This is a genomic window from Micromonospora sp. NPDC049171, assembly GCF_040648275.1.
Taxonomy (GTDB): domain Bacteria; phylum Actinomycetota; class Actinomycetes; order Mycobacteriales; family Micromonosporaceae; genus Micromonospora.
Genome location: NZ_JBEZDJ010000005.1, coordinates 292,508 through 313,137 on the forward strand (window position 1 = coordinate 292,508; position 20,630 = coordinate 313,137).

At 72.8% G+C, this 20,630-nt stretch carries 20 protein-coding genes and 1 pseudogene; 18 read left to right on the forward strand and 3 right to left on the reverse strand.

The window, feature by feature from the left end:
• The first annotated feature begins 10 nt into the window (after window positions 1-10).
• From rpmI to argH, 13 genes and pseudogenes are all read left to right on the forward strand, one after another.
• A complete protein-coding gene (gene rpmI, locus AB0B14_RS09205; RefSeq protein ID WP_110566082.1) occupies window positions 11-205 on the forward strand; it encodes a 50S ribosomal protein L35 in 195 nt (64 codons plus the stop codon).
• A gap of 32 nt (window positions 206-237) precedes the next feature.
• Complete coding sequence (gene rplT, locus AB0B14_RS09210; protein ID WP_007458417.1) at window positions 238-630, forward strand: 50S ribosomal protein L20; 393 nt, start codon at window positions 238-240, stop codon at window positions 628-630.
• A gap of 29 nt (window positions 631-659) precedes the next feature.
• Window positions 660-1,511, forward strand: a complete 852-nt coding sequence (locus AB0B14_RS09215) for an RNA methyltransferase (protein WP_357069390.1) — start codon at window positions 660-662, stop codon at window positions 1,509-1,511.
• Window positions 1,512-1,731: 220 nt separating this feature from the next.
• A complete protein-coding gene (gene pheS, locus AB0B14_RS09220) occupies window positions 1,732-2,799 on the forward strand; it encodes a phenylalanine--tRNA ligase subunit alpha (protein ID WP_357069392.1) in 1,068 nt (355 codons plus the stop codon).
• A gap of 40 nt (window positions 2,800-2,839) precedes the next feature.
• Complete coding sequence (pheT, locus tag AB0B14_RS09225) at window positions 2,840-5,386, forward strand: phenylalanine--tRNA ligase subunit beta (RefSeq protein ID WP_357522082.1); 2,547 nt, start codon at window positions 2,840-2,842, stop codon at window positions 5,384-5,386.
• Between the two features lie 471 nt (window positions 5,387-5,857).
• Window positions 5,858-6,859 carry an N-acetyl-gamma-glutamyl-phosphate reductase gene (gene argC / locus AB0B14_RS09230; protein WP_357522084.1) on the forward strand — a complete coding sequence of 334 codons (1,002 nt, stop codon included), beginning with the start codon at window positions 5,858-5,860 and terminating at the stop codon, window positions 6,857-6,859.
• Between the two features lie 55 nt (window positions 6,860-6,914).
• Window positions 6,915-8,087 (forward strand): bifunctional glutamate N-acetyltransferase/amino-acid acetyltransferase ArgJ, encoded by a 1,173-nt coding sequence (gene argJ, locus AB0B14_RS09235; protein ID WP_357069398.1) that lies wholly within the window; start codon window positions 6,915-6,917, stop codon window positions 8,085-8,087.
• Window positions 8,084-8,989, forward strand: a complete 906-nt coding sequence (argB, locus tag AB0B14_RS09240) for an acetylglutamate kinase (protein WP_357069400.1) — start codon at window positions 8,084-8,086, stop codon at window positions 8,987-8,989. The genes argJ and argB overlap by 4 nt, the downstream gene beginning before the upstream one ends.
• The gene (locus AB0B14_RS09245) at window positions 8,986-10,260 is read left to right on the forward strand and encodes an acetylornithine transaminase (RefSeq protein ID WP_357522086.1); all 1,275 of its coding nucleotides are present in this window, start codon (window positions 8,986-8,988) and stop codon (window positions 10,258-10,260) included. Before argB ends, AB0B14_RS09245 begins: the two co-directional genes overlap by 4 nt.
• Window positions 10,257-11,177: pseudogene (argF, locus tag AB0B14_RS09250) on the forward strand (ornithine carbamoyltransferase); the annotation flags it as partial. The gene AB0B14_RS09245 and the pseudogene argF, both read left to right, overlap by 4 nt.
• 146 nt (window positions 11,178-11,323) lie before the next feature.
• A complete protein-coding gene (locus AB0B14_RS09255; RefSeq protein ID WP_357069404.1) occupies window positions 11,324-11,839 on the forward strand; it encodes an arginine repressor in 516 nt (171 codons plus the stop codon).
• Complete coding sequence (locus AB0B14_RS09260) at window positions 11,836-13,047, forward strand: argininosuccinate synthase (protein ID WP_357069405.1); 1,212 nt, start codon at window positions 11,836-11,838, stop codon at window positions 13,045-13,047. Before AB0B14_RS09255 ends, AB0B14_RS09260 begins: the two co-directional genes overlap by 4 nt.
• A 76-nt stretch (window positions 13,048-13,123) precedes the next feature.
• Window positions 13,124-14,587, forward strand: a complete 1,464-nt coding sequence (gene argH / locus AB0B14_RS09265; RefSeq protein WP_357522088.1) for an argininosuccinate lyase — start codon at window positions 13,124-13,126, stop codon at window positions 14,585-14,587.
• Between the two features lie 46 nt (window positions 14,588-14,633).
• Here argH and AB0B14_RS09270 read toward each other — a convergent pair whose 3' ends face one another.
• Window positions 14,634-14,987, reverse strand: coding sequence for an MmcQ/YjbR family DNA-binding protein (locus AB0B14_RS09270; RefSeq protein ID WP_357069410.1), 354 nt, complete (start codon window positions 14,985-14,987; stop codon window positions 14,634-14,636).
• 213 nt (window positions 14,988-15,200) lie between these two features.
• Entirely contained in the window at window positions 15,201-15,626 is a 426-nt protein-coding gene (locus AB0B14_RS09275) for a DNA-binding protein (RefSeq protein ID WP_357069412.1), read from the reverse strand.
• Window positions 15,627-15,726: 100 nt separating this feature from the next.
• Between AB0B14_RS09275 and AB0B14_RS09280 the strand changes: the two genes are divergently transcribed.
• The 5 genes from AB0B14_RS09280 to AB0B14_RS09300 all read left to right on the forward strand — a co-directional run bounded on the left by AB0B14_RS09280 (window position 15,727) and on the right by AB0B14_RS09300 (window position 19,751).
• Window positions 15,727-16,368, forward strand: coding sequence for a DNA-3-methyladenine glycosylase (locus AB0B14_RS09280; RefSeq protein WP_357069414.1), 642 nt, complete (start codon window positions 15,727-15,729; stop codon window positions 16,366-16,368).
• A gap of 85 nt (window positions 16,369-16,453) precedes the next feature.
• Window positions 16,454-17,539, forward strand: a complete 1,086-nt coding sequence (locus AB0B14_RS09285) for an exo-alpha-sialidase (RefSeq protein WP_357069416.1) — start codon at window positions 16,454-16,456, stop codon at window positions 17,537-17,539.
• Window positions 17,540-17,541: 2 nt separating this feature from the next.
• Window positions 17,542-17,817 (forward strand): ubiquitin-like small modifier protein 1, encoded by a 276-nt coding sequence (locus AB0B14_RS09290; protein ID WP_357069418.1) that lies wholly within the window; start codon window positions 17,542-17,544, stop codon window positions 17,815-17,817.
• A 159-nt stretch (window positions 17,818-17,976) separates the two neighbouring features.
• Window positions 17,977-19,119, forward strand: coding sequence for an LLM class flavin-dependent oxidoreductase (locus AB0B14_RS09295; protein WP_357522090.1), 1,143 nt, complete (start codon window positions 17,977-17,979; stop codon window positions 19,117-19,119).
• The gene (locus AB0B14_RS09300) at window positions 19,116-19,751 is read left to right on the forward strand and encodes an FMN reductase (RefSeq protein ID WP_357069422.1); all 636 of its coding nucleotides are present in this window, start codon (window positions 19,116-19,118) and stop codon (window positions 19,749-19,751) included. The genes AB0B14_RS09295 and AB0B14_RS09300 overlap by 4 nt, the downstream gene beginning before the upstream one ends.
• Here AB0B14_RS09300 and AB0B14_RS09305 read toward each other — a convergent pair.
• The gene (locus AB0B14_RS09305) at window positions 19,744-20,622 is read right to left on the reverse strand and encodes a universal stress protein (protein ID WP_357522092.1); all 879 of its coding nucleotides are present in this window, start codon (window positions 20,620-20,622) and stop codon (window positions 19,744-19,746) included. The two genes, AB0B14_RS09300 and AB0B14_RS09305, sit on opposite strands and share 8 nt — an antisense overlap.
• Between the last annotated feature and the right edge of the window lie 8 nt (window positions 20,623-20,630).

The following is a 20,630-nucleotide window of genomic DNA, read 5'->3' on the forward strand; positions in this document are numbered from 1 at the left end:
GACGTTCCACATGCCGAAGATGAAGAGCCACACGGGTATGGGCAAGCGGGTCAAGGTGACCGGCCGTGGCAAGATCGTGGCCGAGCAGGCCGGCAAGCGCCACCTGTTGGAAGGTAAGTCTTCCACCCGTACCCGCCGGTTGACCGGCACGGTCGAGGTGGCCAAGGCCGACGTCAAGCGCATCAAGAAGCTGCTCGGCCGCTGACGCGCGCCACCTTTACGTTTTAAGGAGTTGAGATGGCACGCGTCAAGCGGGCTGTAAACGCCCAGAAGAAGCGTCGTACCCTGCTGGAGACCGCGAGCGGTTACCGCGGTCAGCGCTCCCGGCTGTACCGCAAGGCCAAGGAGCAGGTGCTGCACTCGATGCAGTACGCCTACCGGGACCGTCGCGACCGCAAGGGCGACTTCCGGCAGCTGTGGATTCAACGGATCAACGCGGGCGCCCGGGCGAACGGGATGACCTACAACCGCCTGATCCAGGGCCTGCGTCTGGCTGGCATCGAGGTCGACCGCAAGATCCTGGCCGACATGGCCGTCAACGACGCCGCTTCCTTCGCGGCGATCGTCGAGCTGGCCCGGGCCGCGGTCACGGCCGAGGGCACCGGCGGCGCGGCGGCTCAGGCCGCCTGATCCCCACGCACCAGAGCGAGGCGTCTCCCGTGTCGGCACCGCCGTCCGGGGGGCGCCTCAATCGTGCCGGAGGAACCCACACCATGGCTTTCACCCCGCGTACCCCCAGGGTTGTCGCCGCCCGCCGGTTGCAGCGCCGCCGCGACCGCGACGCGACCGGCCGATTCCTGGCCGAGGGACCACAGGCGGTCCGCGAGGCCCTCGCGCGGCCGGGGGTGGTCACCGAGTTGTTCGGTACGCCCGCCGCGCTCGACCGGCACCCGGAGCTGGCCGCCACGGCGGCCCGCGCCGACGTGCCCGTCTCCGAGGTGACCGACGAGGCCCTCGCCGTCCTGACCGAGACCGTCGCCCCGCAGGGGCTGGTCGCGGTCTGCCGGCATCTCGACGTGTCGCTTCAGCAGGCCCTCGCGAACGCACCCCGGCTGGTGGCGGTGCTCGCCGAGATCCGCGACCCGGGTAACGCCGGCACGGTGCTGCGCACCGCCGACGCGGCCGGGGCAGGTGCGGTGGTCTTCGCCGGCGACGCCGTCGACCCGTACAACGGCAAGTGTGTGCGGGCCTCGGCCGGCAGCCTCTTCCACGTCGACGTGGTCCGCGCGCCGGACCCGGTCACGGTGGTCGACGCGCTGCGCGCCGCCGGGCTGTCGATCTTCGCCACCACCGGGTACGGCGACAGCGACCTGGACGACCTGACCGACTACGGTCGGCTCGTCGGGCCCACCGCCTGGCTGTTCGGCTCGGAGGCGCACGGGTTGCCCGAGGAGTTGACCGCCGTCGCCGACGCCCGGGTGCGGGTGCCGTTGTACGGGCGCGCGGAGAGCCTTAACCTGGCTGCCGCGGCGGCGGTGTGCCTGTACGCTTCAGCGAGAGCACAGCGCTGACGGTGATCGTGCCCGGCGCGACTGACAGCAGGGGAGAGCGTCCGTCCATGAACGCGCAACGGCGTTCGTTTAGCCAGCCCGCCGGTGTCGGCGGGCGGCGGGCCTGACCTGCTCCCTGCACGGACTCCTACCGGCGGGCTGCGGCACAGCCGCGCGTCCGTAGACTCGCCTAGCCGCCCCGCTGAGGGCTGGCGCCGCCGTGAGGGAGTGCCCGTACGCCATGAGCTACCGCAACGATCCGTACGACCCGAAGCAGGTCGCCCTGCTCGACCCCGCCGCCCTGGCCGAGGCCGTCGCGGACGCCACGAAGGCGTTCGAGGCCGCCGCCGACCCGGACGCGCTGACCGCGCTGCGTTCGGTGCACCTGGGGGACCGGTCCCCGGTCTCGCTCGCGCGCCGGGAGATCGGCGCGTTGCCGCCGGCCGCGAAGTCCGACGCGGGTAAGCGGGTCAACGAGGCCCGCCGAGCGATCGAGTCCGCGTACGCCGAGCGCGCCGAGGTGGTGGAACGCGAGCAGGCCGAGCGGGTGCTGGTGGAGGAGCGGGTGGACGTCACCCTGCCCTACGACCGGCGCCCGCGGGGGGCCCGCCACCCGTTGAGCACCCTGATGGAGTCGATAAGTGACCTCTTCGTCGGGATGGGCTACGAGGTGGCCGAGGGGCCCGAGGTCGACCTGGAGTGGGTCAACTTCGACGCGTTGAACATCCCCGCCGACCACCCGGCGCGCGGGTTGATGGACACGTTCCACATCGCACCGGAGGGTTCCGGCCTGGTGCTGCGCACGCACACCTCCACGGTGCAGACCCGTACGATGCTCAGCCGCAAGCCGCCGATCTACGTGATCGTGCCCGGCCGCGTCTACCGCACCGACGAGATCGACGCCACCCACAGCCCGGTGTTCCACCAGGCCGAGGGCCTGGTGGTGGACAAGGGCATCACGATGGCGCACCTGCGGGGCACGCTCGACCACTTCGCCCGGGCGATGTTCGGCCCGGAGGCGAAGACCCGGTGGCGGCCGCACTACTTCCCGTTCACCGAGCCGTCGGCGGAGTTCGACGTGTGGTTCCCGGAGCACCGCGACGGCCCGCAGTGGGTCGAGTGGGGCGGCTGCGGCATGGTCAACCCGCGGGTGCTGCGCGCCTGCGGCGTCGACCCGGAGGTCTACTCCGGGTTCGCGTTCGGGATGGGCATCGACCGGACCCTGATGGTCCGGCACGGGGTCAGCGACATCCGCCATCTCTTCGAGGGCGACGTGCGGTTCAGCCGGGCGCTCGGGGCCGGGGCGTAGGCGATGCGGGTACGAGACACGGGAACGGTGGTCTGACGTCATGCGAGTTTCTGTCAGTTGGCTGCGGGAGTACGTCGATCTCCCCGCCGACCTACCCACCGGTGACCTGGAACAGGCCCTGGTCGACCTCGGCATCGAGGTCGAGTCCGTGGTGGACCTGGCCGAGACCGTCACCGGTCAGCTCGTCGTCGGTGAGGTGCGCGAGATCGAGGAACTCACCGGCTTCAAGAAGCCGATCCGGTTCTGCCGGGTCGACGTGGGTGCCGCCAACGGCACCGGCGAGCCGCAGGAGATCGTCTGCGGTGCGCGTAACTTCGCGGTGGGTGACCGGGTGGTGGTGATCCTGCCCGGCGGTGTGCTGCCCGGCGGCTTCGCCATCGGCGCCCGCAAGACGTACGGGCACAACTCGGCGGGCATGATCTGCTCGGTCAAGGAGCTGGGCCTGGGCGACGACCACTCCGGCATCATCGTGCTGCCGGCGGACGTGACGGCCAAGCCCGGCGACGACGCGCGCCCGGTGGTCGGGCTCGACGACGTCGTGCTCGACCTGGAGATCACCCCCGACCGGGGGTACGCGCTGAGCCTGCGCGGCCTGGCCCGGGAGCTGTCGCACGCCTTCGACGTGCCGCTGCGCGACCCGGCCCTGGCGCCCGCGCCGAGCGGCACCGAGACTCCGGCGTACCCGGTGGAGGTCCGCGACACCGTCGGCTGCGACAGGTTCACCGCCCGCCTGGTCCGGGGCGTCGACCCGAGCGCGCCCACCCCGTCCTGGATGCGGCAGCGGCTCGTCACCGCCGGCATCCGCAGCATCTCGCTGCCCGTCGACATCACCAACTACGTGATGCTGGAGCTGGGCCAGCCGATGCACGCCTTCGACGCCGACCGGATCGCCGGGCCGCTGGTGGTCCGTCGCGCCGAGGCGGGGGAGAAGCTGACCACCCTGGACGGCGTCAACCGGGTGCTGACGGCCGACGACATGGTGATCTGTGATGACACTGGGCCGATCTCCCTCGCGGCGGTGATGGGCGGCGAGACCAGTGAGGTCGTCGCCGACACCACGACCGTGCTGTTCGAGGCGGCGCACTGGGACCCGGCGATGGTCGGGCGCACCGCCCGCCGGCACAAGCTGTTCAGCGAGGCCGCGAAGCGCTGGGAGCGGGGCGTCGACCCCGCCGTGGCGCTCGTCGCGTTGGAGCGGGCCGTGCGGCTGCTCACCGAGCACGGCGGGGGCACGCCGGGCGCGGAGGTCCTGGACATCGACCACGTCCGGCCGCGTACCCCGATCAGCCTTCCGGCGGACCTGCCGACCCGGCGGGTCGGCGTCGAGTACCCGCCGGCGCGGGTGGTCGCCCTGCTGGAGCGGGTCGGCTGCACTGTCGCGCAGGGCGCGGACCGGTTGTCCGAGGACCCGGGCGTGGTCGGCGTGGCCAGCGGCGTCGGGGTGACGCTCAGCGTCACCCCGCCGACCTGGCGGCCCGACCTGACCGACCCGGCCGACCTGGTCGAGGAGGTGGTTCGGCTCGACGGGTACGACAAGGTGCCGGCGGTGCTGCCGACCGCGCCCCCCGGCCGCGGGCTGACCCCGCGGCAGCGTCGGCGCCGGGCGGTCGCCGGGTCGCTGGCCGAGCGGGGGTACGTGGAGGTGCTCGCGCACCCGTTCGTGTCGCCGGAGCTGGCCGACCAGCTTGGCCTGCCGGCCGACGACCCGCGCCGGCCCGCGGTGCGGCTGGCCAACCCGCTGTCGGAGGAGGAGCCGCTGCTGCGCACCACGCTGCTCGGCCCGCTGCTCGGCATCCTCAAGCGCAACCTCGGCCGGGGTCACCGCGACCTCGCCCTCTACGAGATCGGGGCGGTCTTCCACCCGCGCCTCGGCGCCGGCAGCCCGCCGGCGATGGGCGTGGACCGGCGCCCCACCGACGCCGAGTTCGCCGCCGCCGACGCGGTCGTGCCGGCGCAACCGGTGCACGTCGCCGTGGTGCTCGCCGGCGACCTCGACCCGGCCGGCTGGTGGGGTCCGGGTCGCCCCGCCGGCTGGGCGGACGCGATCGAGGCGGCGCGTGACGTGCTGGCCGCCGCCGGGATCCCCGACGAGCGGGTGGAGGTGCGCGCGGCCGAGTACGCGCCGTGGCACCCGGGCCGCTGCGCCGAGCTGCGGGTCGACGGCGCGGTCGTCGGGCACGCCGGTGAGCTGCACCCGGTGGTGGTCGCGGCGCTGGAACTGCCCCGACGCACCTGCGCGATGGAGCTGGACCTCGACGCGCTGCCGGCGACCCCGGTGACGCCCGCGCCGACGGTGTCCGGCTTCCCGCCGGCGCTCATCGACGTGGCCCTGGTGGTGGACGACTCGGTGCCGGCGGAGCAGGTGCGCCGGGCGCTGGAGGCGGGCGCCGGTCCGCTGCTGGAGGACGTGCGGCTGTTCGATGTCTACTCGGGGGCGCAGCTCGGCGACGGTCGCCGGTCGTTGGCGTACAAGCTGACCTTCCGGGCCCCGGACCGGACGCTGACCGTCGAGGAGGCGGTGGCGGCCCGGGACGCGGCGGTCGCGGTAGCGGCGGAGCGTCTCGGCGCGACCCTGCGCGGCGCCTGAGGAACCGTCGAGTCCCAGACGGCGCACCAACGACCAAGGCCCTGACCTGGTGGTTCATACCGGGTCAGGGTCTTTTCGTGTTCCCGGGTGCTGGCGTCGAGCTCCGGCACCAGCGAGGACGGTTCGACCAGATATCCGCCGCCGGATGACAGCGAATGCGCGCCAGGGTGGCTGAGTGAGTCGATCACGACGTGATCGTGGCTGGTGCTGGCGGCGGCGTCCGGGGCGCGGGAGGCAGTTGGCAGGGTGAATCTTGGACACTTTCCGTTAGCCGCTAACGGAAAGTGTCCAAGATTGCCAGCGATCGCGGGTCAGGCGGCCCGAGGTCCAGAAGCAGGAACGGCCCGCTCGCCGGGTGGGGGATACCTCACCGCGCAGGCGATCTGTTCATTAGCATGCACTGCCCTGCATGAACTTGCACTCGTGAGTCGTCCTTGTTAATCTTCGCTGCATAGTCATGCGGAGGTGAGTATGGGGATCCGAGTCGCGGTTGCCGGTGCGAGCGGTTACGCGGGGGGTGAGCTGCTGCGCCTGATCGCCGGGCACCCGGAGTTCGACCTGGTCGCCGCCACCGCACACAGCCAGGCCGGGCACCGTGTCGACGTGGTGCATCCGCAGCTCACCGGGCTCGACCTGGTGCTCGGCACGACCGACCCGACGACCCTGGCCGACGCGGACCTGGTCTTCCTGGCCCTGCCGCACGGTGAGTCGGCGGCCCTCGCGGCCCAGCTCCCGGACGAGGTACGCATCGTCGACCTGGGCGCGGATCACCGGCTCGCCGACCCGTACGCCTGGGCGCAGTACTACGGCGGCACACACGCCGGGCAGTGGACCTACGGCCTGCCCGAGCTGCCCGGCCAGCGGGAGCTGATCGCCGGCTCCACCCGGGTGGCGAACACCGGCTGCTACGCCGCCGCGATCACCCTGGCCCTCGCGCCGCTGATCGCCGACGGCGCGGCCACCCCGGCCGACGTGGTGGTGGTCGCCGCCTCCGGCACCTCCGGGGCGGGGCGGTCGGCCAAGGCGCACCTGCTGGCCAGCGAGGTGATGGGCGACCTGTCGCCGTACCGGGTGGGCACCCACCAGCACGTACCGGAGATCAAGCAGGCCACCGGCGCGACCGGCCTGTCGTTCACCCCGGTCCTGGCGCCGATGCCGCGCGGCATCCTGGCCACGGTCACGGCGGTGCCGGCGCGCGGCGTCGACCCGCAGGAGGTGCTGGCGCGGGCGTACGCCGACGCGCCGTTCGTGCACGTGCTGCCGGAGGGCCGTTGGCCGCACACCGCCGCCACGTTGGGCTCCAACTCGTGTCACCTACAGGCCACCGTCGACGTCGACTCGGGTCGCCTGATCGTGCTCAGCGCGTTGGACAACCTGGGCAAGGGCGCGGCCGGTCAGGCCGTACAGAACGCCAATCTGATGCTCGGCCTGCCGGAGACGACGGGCCTGTCCGTCTGGGGAGTCAGTCCGTGAGCGCGAGGAGTGCAGCGCAGCGGAGCCCCGCAGTCGCGAACGAAAGGCAGACGTCGTGAGTGTCACCACCCCACGCGGGTTCCGGGCGGCCGGGGTGGCCGCCGGTCTCAAGGCCGGCGGTGGCGCGGACGTCGCCCTGGTGGTCAACGACGGCCCGGACGCGGGTGTGGCAGGTGTGTTCACCACCAACCGGGTCAAGGCCGCGCCGGTGCGCTGGAGCCAGCAGGTCGTGCGGGGCGGTGTGGTTCGCGTCGTGGTGCTCAACTCCGGTGGCGCCAACGCCTGCACCGGCCCGGGCGGTTTCCAGGACACTCACGCCACCGCCGAGCACACCGCCGCCGCGCTGACCTCGGTGAGTCCACGACTGATCCTCGGTGCCGGCGAGGTGGCGGTCTGCTCGACCGGGTTGATCGGTGAGCGGCTGCCGATGCCGAAGCTGCTGTCGGGCGTCCGCTCGGCGATCCGCGGGTTGTCCCGGGCCGGCGGCCAGGCCGCCGCCGAGGCGATCATGACCACGGACACCCGGCCGAAGACCACTGTGGCCCCCGGTGGGGGCTGGACCGTCGGCGGCATGGCCAAGGGCTCCGGGATGCTCGCGCCGGGGATGGCCACCATGCTGTGCGTGTTGACCACCGACGCGGTGGCCGGTCCGGCGACGCTGGACGAGGCGCTGCGGGCCGCGACCCGGGTCACCTTCGACCGGGTCGACTCCGACGGCTGCATGTCCACGAACGACACGGTGTTGCTGCTGGCCAGCGGTGCGAGCGGCATCGAGCCGACGCTTGCCGAGCTGACCGCCGCCGTGACGGAGGCCTGTCACGACCTGGCCCAGCAGTTGGTGGCCGACGCCGAGGGCGCCACCAAGGAGGTCGCCATCGACGTGGTCGGCGCCGCCGACGAGGACGACGCGGTCGAGGTCGGCCGTTCGGTGGCCCGCAACAACCTGGTCAAGACGGCGCTGTTCGGCAACGACCCCAACTGGGGTCGGATTCTCGCCGCGGTCGGCACCACCGCCGCCGCCTTCGATCCGGACGAGGTGGACGTGGCAGTCAACGGGGTGTGGGTGTGCCGGGGCGGTGCCGCCGCCGAGGACCGCTCGAAGGTCGACCTGACCGGGCGCAAGGTGACCATCCGGATCGACCTGCACGCCGGTTCGTCCGCCGCGACGATCTGGACCAACGACCTGTCCCACGCGTACGTGCACGAGAACTCGGCGTACTCCTCATGACTCTCAGCAGCGACCTCACCCGCGCCCAGGTCAAGGCGGAGACGCTGATCGAGGCGCTGCCCTGGCTGGCGCGCTTCTCCGGCTCGACGGTGGTGGTGAAGTACGGCGGCAACGCGATGACCGACCCCGCGTTGCAGCGGGCGTTCGCCGCCGACATGGTCTTCCTGCGGTACGCCGGTCTCAAGCCGGTGGTGGTGCACGGCGGCGGGCCGCAGATCTCCGCCATGCTGGGTCGGCTCGGCATCGCCAGCGAGTTCCGGGGTGGGCTGCGGGTCACCACCGCCGAGGCGATGGACGTGGTCCGGATGGTGCTGGTCGGGCAGGTGGGCCGCGAGCTGGTCGGGCTGATCAACTCGCACGGCCCGTACGCGGTCGGCCTCTCCGGTGAGGACGCCCGGCTGTTCACCGCGGTGCGCCGCCCGGCGTACGTGGACGGGTTGCCGGTCGACGTCGGCCAGGTCGGTGACGTCGAGTCGGTCGACGTGTCCGCGGTGACCGACCTGATCGAGGCCGGTCGGATTCCGGTGATCTCCACGGTCGCACCGGACGTGGACGGGGTGCTGCACAACCTCAACGCGGACACCGCCGCCGCAGCGCTGGCCATCGCGTTGCGGGCCCGCAAGCTGGTCGTGCTCACCGACGTGGCCGGCCTGTACGCCGACTGGCCGGACACCACCAGTCTGGTCTCCGAGATCGTCGCGGACGACCTGGCCAAGCTGCTGCCCAGCCTGGAGTCGGGGATGGTGCCGAAGATGGAGGCCTGCCTGCGGGCGGTCCGTGGGGGAGTGCCGGCCGCGCACGTGGTCGACGGTCGGGTGGCGCACTCCACGTTGCTCGAGGTGTTCACGTCGGAAGGGTTCGGAACGATGGTGGTGCCGGGAGACGGGATGGTCGCATCGTGAGCACGTTGGCGCAGCGCTGGACGAAGTCCATGATGGACAACTACGGCACGCCGCCGCTGGCGTTGGTCTCCGGCGCCGGTGCTGTCGTGGTGGACGACGCCGGCCGGGAATATCTCGACCTGGTCGGTGGCATCGCGGTGAACGCCCTCGGGCACGCCCACCCGGCCGTGGTGGCGGCGGTGTCCAAGCAGGTCGCGACCCTCGGGCACGTCTCCAACCTCTACGTCGCCGAGCCGCCGGTCGCCCTGGCCGAGCTGTTGTTGGCGCTCGCCGGCAGGCCCGGCCGGGTCTTCTTCGCCAACTCGGGCGCCGAGGCCAACGAGGCGGCGTTCAAGTTGTCCCGGCGCACCGGCCGTACCCAGGTGGTGGCCACCCGCGGCGGCTTCCACGGCCGCACCATGGGTGCCCTCGCCCTGACCGGTCAGCCGGCGAAGGCCGACCCGTTCCGGCCGCTGCCCGGCGAGGTGACCCACGTCGACTACGGCGACGTCACGGCCCTCGAAGCGGCAGTCACGGACGCCACCGCCATGGTGATCCTGGAGCCCATCCAGGGCGAGAACGGGGTGGTCGTCCCGCCGGCCGGCTACCTGGCCGCGGCCCGGCGGATCACCGCCCGGCACGGCGCGCTGCTCGTCCTCGACGAGGTGCAGACCGGCATCGGCCGCACCGGCCACTGGTTCGCGCACCAGGCCGAGGGCGTGGAGCCGGACGTGGTCACCCTGGCCAAGGGTCTCGGCGGCGGGCTGCCCATCGGGGCCACGCTGGCCTTCGGCCGGGCTGCGGACCTGCTCACCCCCGGCTCGCACGGCACCACCTTCGGCGGCAATCCGGTGAGTTGTGCGGCGGCGCTCGCGGTGGTGGCGACCATCGCCAACGAGGGCCTGCTGGACAACGTCAAGCGGGTCGGCGAGCGGCTGCGTCGCGGCATCGAGGCGCTGGGCCATCCGCTGATCGGCGGGGTACGCGGCGCCGGGCTGCTGCTCGGCGTGACGCTCACCGCGCCGGTGGCTCCGGTGCTCGCCGAGGCGTTGCGCGAGGCCGGCTTCCTGGTCAACGCGGTGCAGCCGGGGGTGCTGCGGCTGGTCCCACCACTGATCCTCACCGCCGCCCAGACGGACACCTTCCTAGCGGCCCTACCCGCCGCCCTGGCGGCGACCGCCCCGGCGGCCGCCGGAACCGACGCAGATCTTGGAGGCAAAGCGCCCCTCCAGGGGCCGAAGTCTTCCAAGATCTCGACGCCGACCACCACCACGACGGGAACGAGCGCATGACTCGGCACTTCCTGCGCGACGACGACCTCTCGCCGGCCGAGCAGTCCACGGTCCTCGACCTGGCGGCGCGGATGAAGGCGGACCGGTTCGGCCACCAGCCGCTGGCCGGCCCCCGTTCGGTGGCGGTGCTCTTCGACAAGCAGAGCCTGCGGACCAGGATCTCGTTCGACGCCGGCATCGCCGAACTGGGTGGTCACCCCCTCGTGGTGGACACGCAGGTCACCCACTTCGGCCGGGGCGAGTCCCTGGCCGACGCGGGGCGGGTGCTGTCCCGCTACGTCGCGGCCATCGTGCTGCGGACCCACGGCGACGACCGGATCGCCGAGGTGGCGAGCGGTGCCACCGTGCCCGTGATCAACGCGCTCACCGACGGCTTCCACCCGTGCCAACTGCTGGCCGACCTGCTCACCATCCGGGAACGGTGCGGCGGCACGGCCGGGCGCACCCTGACCTACGTGGGCGACGGCGCGAACAACATGGCGCAGTCGTACCTGCTGGCCGGGGCGATGGCCGGCATGCACGTGCGGATCGCGGGGCCGGCCGGGTTCGCGCCGGACGAGGCCGTGCTGGACCGGGCGGCCCGGATCGCCGCCGACACCGGCGGATCGGTGCGGGTGCTGACCGACCCGGCCCAGGCGGTACGCGACGCCGACGTGCTGGCCACCGACACCTGGACGTCGATGGGTCAGGAGTCCGACGGGCTGGACCGAATCACCCCGTTCCTGCCGTACCAGGTCAACAAGGAACTGCTCGGCCAGGCCGCGCCGGACGCGATCGTGCTGCACTGCCTGCCCGCCCACCGTGGTGAGGAGATCACCGACGAGGTGCTGGACGGCCCGCAGAGCGCGGTCTTCGACCAGGCGGAGAACCGGCTGCACGCGCAGAAGGCGTTGCTGACCTTCCTGCTCGACACCGCGACCGAAGCCGCCGCGACCGAACCCGCCGCGACCGAAGCCGCCGCGACCGAAGCCGCCGCGACCGTGGGCAGCGCGACCGCCGCCGCGACCGGGGCCCCCGCGACCGAGGGCACCGTGGTCGCGGCCGCCGCGACCGGGGAGTCCCGATGACCGGGCCACTGACCCGGGCGGCCCGGCACGCCCGGATCGTGGAGCTGATCCGGGAGAAGGCGATCCGGTCGCAGACCGAGCTGGCCGACCTGCTCGCCGCCGACGGCGTCGTCGTCACCCAGGCCACCCTCTCGCGGGACCTGGAGGAGTTGGGCGCGGTCAAGGTGCGCGGCGGTGACGGGCCGGCCGTCTACCTGATCCCGGAGGACGGCCAGCGACCGTTGCGCGACGCCGAGGCCGCGCCGGCGCGGCTGGTGCGGTTGCTGCGCGAACTGCTCAACGGGGTCGACTCCAGTGGCAACATCGCCGTGCTGCGTACCCCGCCGGGGGCGGCCCAGTACCTGGCCAGCGCGTTGGACCGAGCGGGCCTGCCGGAGATCGTCGGCACCATCGCCGGTGACGACACCATCCTCGTCGTGGCCCGCGAGGCCGTCGGCGGGGCCGCGCTCGGTGACAAGCTCGCCGGTTGGGCGGGCCGGGACGACCACGCTGAAGGGACCACCACGCCATGACCGAGCGGGTCGTGCTCGCGTACTCCGGAGGGTTGGACACCTCCGTCGCCATTCCGTACCTGGCCGAGCAGACCGGCGCCGAGGTGATCGCGGTCGCGGTCGACGTCGGGCAGGGCGGTGAGAACCTGGACGCGATCCGCCAGCGTGCCCTGGACTGCGGCGCCGCCGAGGCGGAGGTCGTCGACGCGCGCGACGAGTTCGCCGCCGACTACTGCCTGCCGGCCATCCGGGCCAACGCCCTCTACATGGACCGCTACCCGCTGGTGTCGGCGCTGTCCCGGCCGCTGATCGTCAAGCACCTGGTGGCGGCGGCGCGTACGCACGGCGGCACGATCGTGTCGCACGGCTGCACCGGCAAGGGCAACGACCAGGTCCGGTTCGAGGTGGGGCTGAACGCGCTCGCCCCCGACCTGAAGATCATCGCGCCGGCCCGGGACTTCGCCTGGACGCGGGACAAGGCGATCGCCTTCGCCGAGGAGAAGGGGCTGCCGATCGACGTGTCGGCGAAGTCGCCCTACTCGATCGACCAGAACCTGTGGGGTCGCGCGGTGGAGACCGGCTTCCTGGAGGACATCTGGAACGCCCCGGTCGAGGGCCTGTACTCGTACACTGCCGACCCGGCGCAGGAGCGCGACGCCGACGAGGTCGTGATCACCTTCGACGGCGGCGTGCCGGTGGCGATCGACGGGGAGACGGTCACCCCGTACCAGGCGATCCTGGAGCTGAACCGGCGTGCCGGCGCCCAGGGCGTGGGCCGGCTGGACATGGTCGAGGACCGCCTGGTCGGCATCAAGAGCCGCGAGGTGTACGAGGCGCCCGGCGCGATCGCGCTGATCACCGCCCACCAGGAGTTGGAGGCGGTGACCGTGGAGCGGGACCTGGCCCGGTTCAAGAGGAGCGTGGACCAACGCTGGGGCGAGCTGGTCTACGACGGCCTGTGGTTCTCGCCGTTGAAGGACTCGCTGGACGCGTTCATCGACGACGCGCAGCGGCACGTGAGCGGCGAGGTGCGGATGACCCTGCACGGCGGCCGGGCCACGGTGACCGGCCGGCGCTCCGAGGCGAGCCTCTACGACTTCGGGATGGCCACCTACGACACCGGCGACACTTTCGACCAGTCTCTGGCGAAGGGTTTCGTGCGGCTGTGGGGCCTGCCGAGCCGGATGGCCGCCGCGCGGGACGCCCGGCTGGGCGGTGCCGGACGGTGACGCCTGCCAGCGCACGGAGTGCGCGAGCGCAACGAGTGGGCCCCGCAGTCGCGAGTGAAAGGCGAGCAGAGCAATGATGGGCGACGTGGACGACAAGAGCCTGACCGAGAACAGCGCAGCCACCAACCGGACGAGCCTGTGGGGTGGCCGGTTCGCGGGCGGCCCCGCCGAGGCGCTCGCCCGACTGTCGGTGAGCGTGCAGTTCGACTGGCGCCTGGCCCCGTACGACATCGCCGGTTCCCGGGCGCACGCCCGGGTCCTGGCCGGTGCCGGCCTGCTCGACCCCGAGGAGTTGGGTCGGATGCTGGCGGCCCTGGACGACCTGGAGGCGGCGTGCGCCTCGGGGTCGTTCCGCCCCACCATCGACGACGAGGACGTGCACACCGCGCTGGAGCGCGGGCTGCTGGAGCGCCTGGGCAGCCTCGGTGGCAAGCTGCGCGCCGGCCGGTCGCGCAACGACCAGGTCGCGACCGACCTGCGGCTCTACCTGCGCGACCACGCCCGGGGCGTGGCCAGCCGGCTCGTCGAGCTGGCCGAGGCGCTGGTGGAGCAGGCCGAGCGGCACATCGACACGGCCGCACCCGGCATGACGCACCTTCAGCACGCCCAGCCGGTCACGTTCGGGCACTGGCTGCTCGCCCACGTGCAGCCGCTGCTGCGGGACCTCGAGCGGTTGCGCGACTGGGACCACCGGGCGGCGATCAGCCCGCTCGGCGCGGGTGCCCTCGCTGGTTCGGGGCTTCCGCTGGATCCGGTGGCGGTGGCCAAGGAGCTGGGCTTCCGGACGTCGTTCGCCAACTCGATGGACGCCGTCGCCGACCGGGACTTCGTCGCCGAGTTCCTCTTCACCACCGCCCTGATCGGGGTGCACCTGTCCCGGCTCGGTGAGGAGGTCGTGCTCTGGACCTCGCACGAGTTCGGCTGGGTGGAGCTGGACGACTCGTTCGCCACCGGATCGTCGATCATGCCGCAGAAGAAGAACGCGGACATCGCCGAGCTGGCCCGCGGCAAGTCCGGCCGGCTGGTCGGCGGCCTGGTGACGGTGCTCACCATGCTCAAGGGCCTGCCGATGACCTACGACCGGGACATGCAGGAGGACAAGGAGCCGGCCTTCGACGCCGTCGACACGCTGGAGCTGCTGCTCCCGGCCCTGGCGGGGATGATCTCCACGATGACGGTGCGGGTGGACCGCCTCGTCGCCGCCGCGCCGGTCGGCTTCTCCCTCGCCACCGAGGTCGCCGACTGGCTGGTCCGGCGCAATGTGCCCTTCCGGGACGCGCACGAGATCACCGGCCGGCTGGTGGCGCTCTGCGCGGCCCGGGAGTGCGAGCTGAACGACGTCTCCGACGACGACCTGAGCACGATCAGTGCGCACCTCGACCCGTCGGTGCGCGACGTGCTCTCGGTCCGTTCGGCCCTCGCGGCCCGGACCACCCCCGGCTCCACCGGCCCCGGCCCGGTGGCCGACCAGCTCGCCACCGCGGCGGACCGGCTGGCCACCTGGCGGGAGTGGTCCGCCGAGCGGGTCGTCCCGCGCTAGATCTCGTGTCGTGGCGTCGGCGGGTGCCGCCGGCGCCACGGCCGGTTCAGGCCGTCGGGCGCTCCCGCTTCGGGAGCTTGGCCACCACCATGTCGTACGACCCGTCGACCGCCTCGGTCAGCTCCTCGTCGTCGATCCCGCCGTCGAGGCGCAGCGTGTTCCACCCGGACCGACCGATGTAGGCCATCACCCGGGCGTCGTCGGGGTGCCGGTGCAGCCACTCGTCGGCCACCTCCCGGGTCGGCCCGCACTTGATGCCGACGGTCGGTTCGCCCCCACCGTCGCCGAGGAACGCGAAGATCCGGCTGCCGACCTTCACCACCTCGTCGCCCTCCCACGGCCGGTCCAACCACGCCCCCGGCTTGGCCAGGCAGTACGCCAGCATCTCCGCGCGCTCCATGGGTGCCTCCTCGTCGTGCGCACAGTGTGCCCGCCGCGGGCCCGTCGCACGCGCGCCATGCCGATCCGACAGTCCCGCCCCGCCCGGCAAGATCGTGCTCGATCCAGGATCTAGTGGCCTCGGCCGCGGTTGAGGCCACTACTTCCGTGTTCGAGCGCGATCTTGGACGGACGAGCGCGATCTTGCGGGGTCGGGCACGTACGAGCGGGGTCGTCAGGCGGTCTGCTCGGCCGAGCGGGCGGCGACCCGCTCGTAGCGCTGCCGGGCCGCCTGCGCGCTGCCCAGCCCCAGCCCGTACGCGATCGCCTGCCAGGTCAGCCCCCGGTCGCGGGCCAGCGTCAACAGCCCGGCCTCCAGGGCGTCCAACTCGGCGCGCACGTGCGGCAGCAGGGTCAGCGCGGCGGTGAGGTCGGCGGCGTCGATCGGCTCCTCCGCCGGCTCCCGCTCGGCCCCGCCGGCGGCCAGGGCGGTGACCAGGGCGACCGCCTCCCACGGGTCCAGCACGTACGGGTGGGCCCAGCGTCCGCGTTGGGTGCCGGTGCCGGCGTGCCGCTCACTGATGCGCTGCAGCGCCTCGTGGGTGCGGTGAGCGCGGGCGTGGGCCGGGTGCGGCGCGGTGAACGGGTCGTTCGTCGTCATACCCCGAGCACACCTCATCAACGAAGCATTGTCAACACATTGTTCAACTCGCACCGTGCCGGCCGGGTGCCCGGGCGCCGGGATGGGTACCGTCGGGAACATGGCCCTGCCCTCCGGTGACCGCACCACCGACACCAACCTGGCGGCGCTGGCAGACCTGCTCGCCGGCCCGCTGCTGCCGGCGGCGCGCGGGCTGCTGGGCTGCCGCCTGCACGCCGGCGGGGTCACCGTCCGGATCACCGAGGTCGAGGCGTACGCGGGCAGCGGCGGCGATCCCGCCTCGCACGCCCATCGGGGTCCTACCCCACGCAACGCCGTGATGTTCGGCCCCGCCGGGCACGCCTACGTCTACTTCACCTACGGGATGCACTGGTGTGTCAACGTGGTCACCGGGGTGGAGGGCGAGGCCTCCGCCGTGCTGCTGCGCGCCGGGGAGGTCGTCGACGGGCTGGTCACGGCACGGGAGCGCCGGCCGGCCATCCGGCGGGACGTGGACCTGGCTCGTGGGCCCGCCCGGCTCTGCTCCGCGCTCGGCATCGACCGTGCGGCCTACGGGGCGTACCTGCTCGGCGACGGCTCGGTCCGCCTGCGCCCCCCGGCCCTGCCGGTGCCGCCGGAGACGGTGGTGGCGGGTCCCCGGGTCGGTGTGACCGGCGCGCACGACCTGCCCTGGCGGTTCTGGCTCGACGGCGACCCCACGGTCAGCGCGTACCGCCGGCACGTGCCCCGCATCCGGCGCTGAACCTCCGGGCGGGTGTCCCCGGGAACCTGTCGGAGGGTGTGGCCATAATCACCCTGACCTGCTCACCGACGGTTCGGAGGATGGCGTGGCGACACTGCTCGCGATCGGCACGGCCAAGGGGTTGTTTCTCGCCACAAGCGCCGACGACCGGCGACGTTGGGAGATCACCGGCCCGCACTTCCCGATGACCGGTGTCTACGCGGTCGCGGTCGACACCCGTGCCGCCACCACCCGGTTGCTCGCCGGGATGACCAGCTCACACTTCGGGCCCAGCGTCGCCACCAGCGACGACCTCGGCGCCTCCTGGGACGAGCCCGACCAGGCGCCTGTCGCGTTCCCGGCCGACACCGACGTCTCGCTCGGGCGGGTCTGGCAGTTGATGCCGGCCGGCCCCGACCAGCCCGACGTCATCTGGGCCGGCACCGAGCCGTCCGCGCTGTTCAGGTCCACTGACGGTGGCCGCAGCTTCGAGCTGGTCCGCTCCCTCTGGGACCACCCGCACCGCCCGCGGTGGGAGGCCGGCTTCGGCGGCCAGGCCGTGCACACCGTGCTGCCGCACCCGCGTGACCCGGCCCGGCTGCTCGTCGCCATGTCCACCGGCGGCGTCTACCGCTCCGAGGACGCCGGCGCGAGCTGGGCGCCGGGCAACACCGGCATCCGCGCCACCCACCTGCCCGACGAGTGGCCGGAGTTCGGCCAGTGCGTGCACAAGGTCGCCCGGGACGGGGCCAACCCCGAGCGGCTGTACGCGCAGAACCACCACGGCGTCTACCGTTCCGACGACGACGGCCGCACCTGGTCCTCGATCGCCGACGGGCTGCCCAGCGACTTCGGCTTCCCGATGGTGACCCACCCGGGGCGGGGCGGCACGGTGTGGACCTTCCCGCTGGTGGCCGACGGCGAGCGGTTCCCGCCCGACCACCGCTGCCGGGTGTTCCGCTCCACCGACGCCGGTGGCAAGTGGGAGCCGCTGTCGGTGGGGCTACCCGAGGGGCCGTTCTATCCGGCGGTGTTGCGCGACGCGATGTGCGCCGACGACTCCACCCCCGGTGGGGTCTACTTCGGCACCCGCTCCGGCTCGGTCTTCGCCAGCCGCGACGAGGGCGACTCCTGGTCCCTGGTGGCGGCACACCTGCCGGACGTGCTCTGCGTTCGGGCCGCGGCGGTCTGAGCGTGGTCACCGTGCTGTTGCCCGGCCCGCTGCGCGGCGAGGCCGGCGGTGCCAGTCGACTCAGCGTCACCGCCGCCGGGACGCTGCGGGCGGTCCTCGACGAGGTGGCCGTCGCGCATCCGCGGCTGGCCCGGCGCATCCGCGACGAGCGCGGCGAGCTGCGCCGCTACGTCAACGTCTACGTCGATGGTGCGGACTGCCGCCATTCGGGCGGGCTGGCCACGCCTGTCGACGAGGGTGCCGAGGTGCGGGTGCTCCCCTCGGTGGCCGGCGGCTGACCCGACGGTAGGGCCCGTCGACGGCACTCTTGTCCGTTGTCGGGCGTGACCCGTGCCACCCCGAGCCGTGCCGCCAACGGAATAGTTGCGTCGTCAAATAAGTTGTGAGCTGCGTCCGGGTACCACGGCGGCACTCGGTTGACACGCGAGGAGCTGGTCATGCAGTTCGGGATCTTCACCGTCGGCGACGTCACCGTCGATCCGACCACCGGTCGGGAGCCGACCGAGCATGAGCGGATCAAGGCGATGGTCGCGATCGCGTTGAAGGCCGAGGAGGTCGGCCTGGACGTCTTCGCCACCGGTGAGCACCACAACCCGCCGTTCGTGCCGTCGTCACCGACCACCATGCTCGGCCACATCGCGGCCCGCACCGAGCGGCTGCTGCTGTCCACCGCGACCACGCTGATCACCACGAACGACCCGGTGAAGATCGCCGAGGACTACGCGATGCTCCAGCACCTGTCCGACGGCCGGGTGGACCTGATGATGGGCCGCGGCAACACCGGCCCGGTCTACCCGTGGTTCGGCAAGGACATCCGCGCCGGCATCCCTCTCGCGATCGAGAACTACGACCTGCTGCACCGGCTGTGGCGCGAGGACGTGGTCGACTGGAAGGGCAAGCACCGCACCCCGTTGCAGTCGTTCACCTCGACGCCGCGCCCGCTCGACGGCGTGCCGCCGTTCGTCTGGCACGGCTCGATCCGCAGCCCGGAGATCGCCGAGCAGGCCGCCTACTACGGCGACGGCTTCTTCGCCAACCACATCTTCTGGCCCAAGGAGCACACCCAGCGGATGGTCGGGCTCTACCGCCAGCGGTACGCGCACTACGGCCACGGCACCGCCGACCAGGCCATCGTCGGCCTCGGCGGGCAGGTGTTCATGCGGCGCAACTCGCAGGACGCGGTCCGGGAGTTCCGGCCGTACTTCGACAACGCCCCGGTCTACGGGCACGGACCGTCGCTGGAGGAGTTCACCCGGGAGACGCCGCTGACCGTGGGCAGCCCGCAGCAGGTCATCGACCGCACGCTGGGCTTCCGCGAGTACGTCGGCGACTACCAGCGGCAGCTGTTCCTGATGGACCACGCGGGCCTGCCGCTGAAGACCGTGCTGGAGCAGCTCGACCTGCTCGGCGAGGAGGTCGTGCCGGTGCTGCGCAAGGAGTTCGAGTCGCTGCGACCCGCGCACGTGCCGGCCGCGCCGACCCACGCCTCTCTGGTCGCCGCCGCGGGCGGCGGCAAGGACAGCACCGTGCACGCCGTCGACGACGTGACGGGCAAGGCTCCGGAGGGGGCGACCCGATGACCCACCGCACCCTGGCCGTGGTCTCGGCGGGGCTGAGTCAGCCCTCGTCGACCCGGCTACTCGCCGACCAGCTCGCCGCGGCCACCCGCGACGAGTTGGTCCGGCGCGGCTCCGAGGTGGAGCTGCACGTCGTCGACCTGCGGGAATATGCCCACGACGTGGTGAACAACATGCTCACCGGGTTCCCGCCGGCGGCGCTGCGCGAGGTCGTCGACACGGTGACCGGAGCGGACGGGCTCATCGCCGTCACCCCGATCTTCAGTGCCTCGTACAACGGGCTGTTCAAGTCGTTCTTCGACGTGTTGGATTCCGCGTCGCTCGTCGACCGGCCGGTGCTGATCGGGGCCACCGGCGGCACCGCGCGCCACTCGCTGGCACTGGAGCACGCCGTCCGCCCGATGTTCGCGTACCTCCGGGCGGTGGTGGTCCCGACCGCGGTCTTCGCCGCCCCGGAGGACTGGTCGGACGGCACGGCCGACGGCGCGTTGCGCGGCCGGATCCGACGCGCGGCCGGTGAGTTGGCCGACCAGGTGGAGCGCCGGCCGCCGACGAGCGGCCCGGCCGACCCGTTCGCCCTCACCACCGACTTCCTGCACCTGCTCGACCGATCCGACGGCACGTCGATCAGCTGACCGGGTGGGCGACCAGCACCGGGCAGTGCGCGTGCTGGATCGCCGCCTGGCTGACCGAGCCGAGCAGCAGACCCGCGAATCCGGCCCGGCCCCGGGTGCCCACGACCAGCAGTGACCCCGTGCCGCTGGCCTCGATCAGCCCCTGGGCCGGGCCGGCCGCCCGGACCGGATGCTCCCGCACCACCAGGTCGGGGTGCGCGGCGCGCACGCTGGCGGACGCGTCGGCCAGCAGCCGTACCGCCTCGGCCCGGTACGCGGCCTGCGACTCGTCGGTCTCCTCCACCGCCGCCCGGTCCGCCGCCGGCACGTCGACGTGCACCAACACCAGCGGTACGTCCCGCCGCGCCGCCTCGTCGGCGCCGTACTCCGTGGCCAGCCGGGCCGACTCGGAGCCGTCGACGCCGACCAGCACCGGGGCGTCCACCGGGATCGGCTGCTCGTCCGGGCGGACCACCAGCACCGGGCAGTGCGCGTGCGCGGCGACCTGCGTGCCGACCGAGCCGAGCAGCAACCCGGCGAACCCGCCCAGCCCTCGACTGCCCACCACGACCAGCTCGGCCTGGCGGGACTCCTCGACAAGCGTGATCCCGGGGCCGCCGGCGACCTGGCGCACGTCGACGACCAGGCCGGGCCACCGGTCGGTCAGGTCGGCCGCCGTGGTCTCCAACATCCGCTGCGCCTCCTCGGAGGGCACCGGCACCCCGATGTCGTACGGATTGAGCGGCACGCCATAGCGGAGTGGGTGCAGGTAGCCGTGCAGCAGCAGGAGCGGCCGGGACCGCAGCAGTGCGGCGCGGGCCGCGTGCTCCGCGGCGACGAGGCTGGACGGCGAACCGTCCACACCCACCACGACCTGTCGATTCATCGGCACTCCCCGGG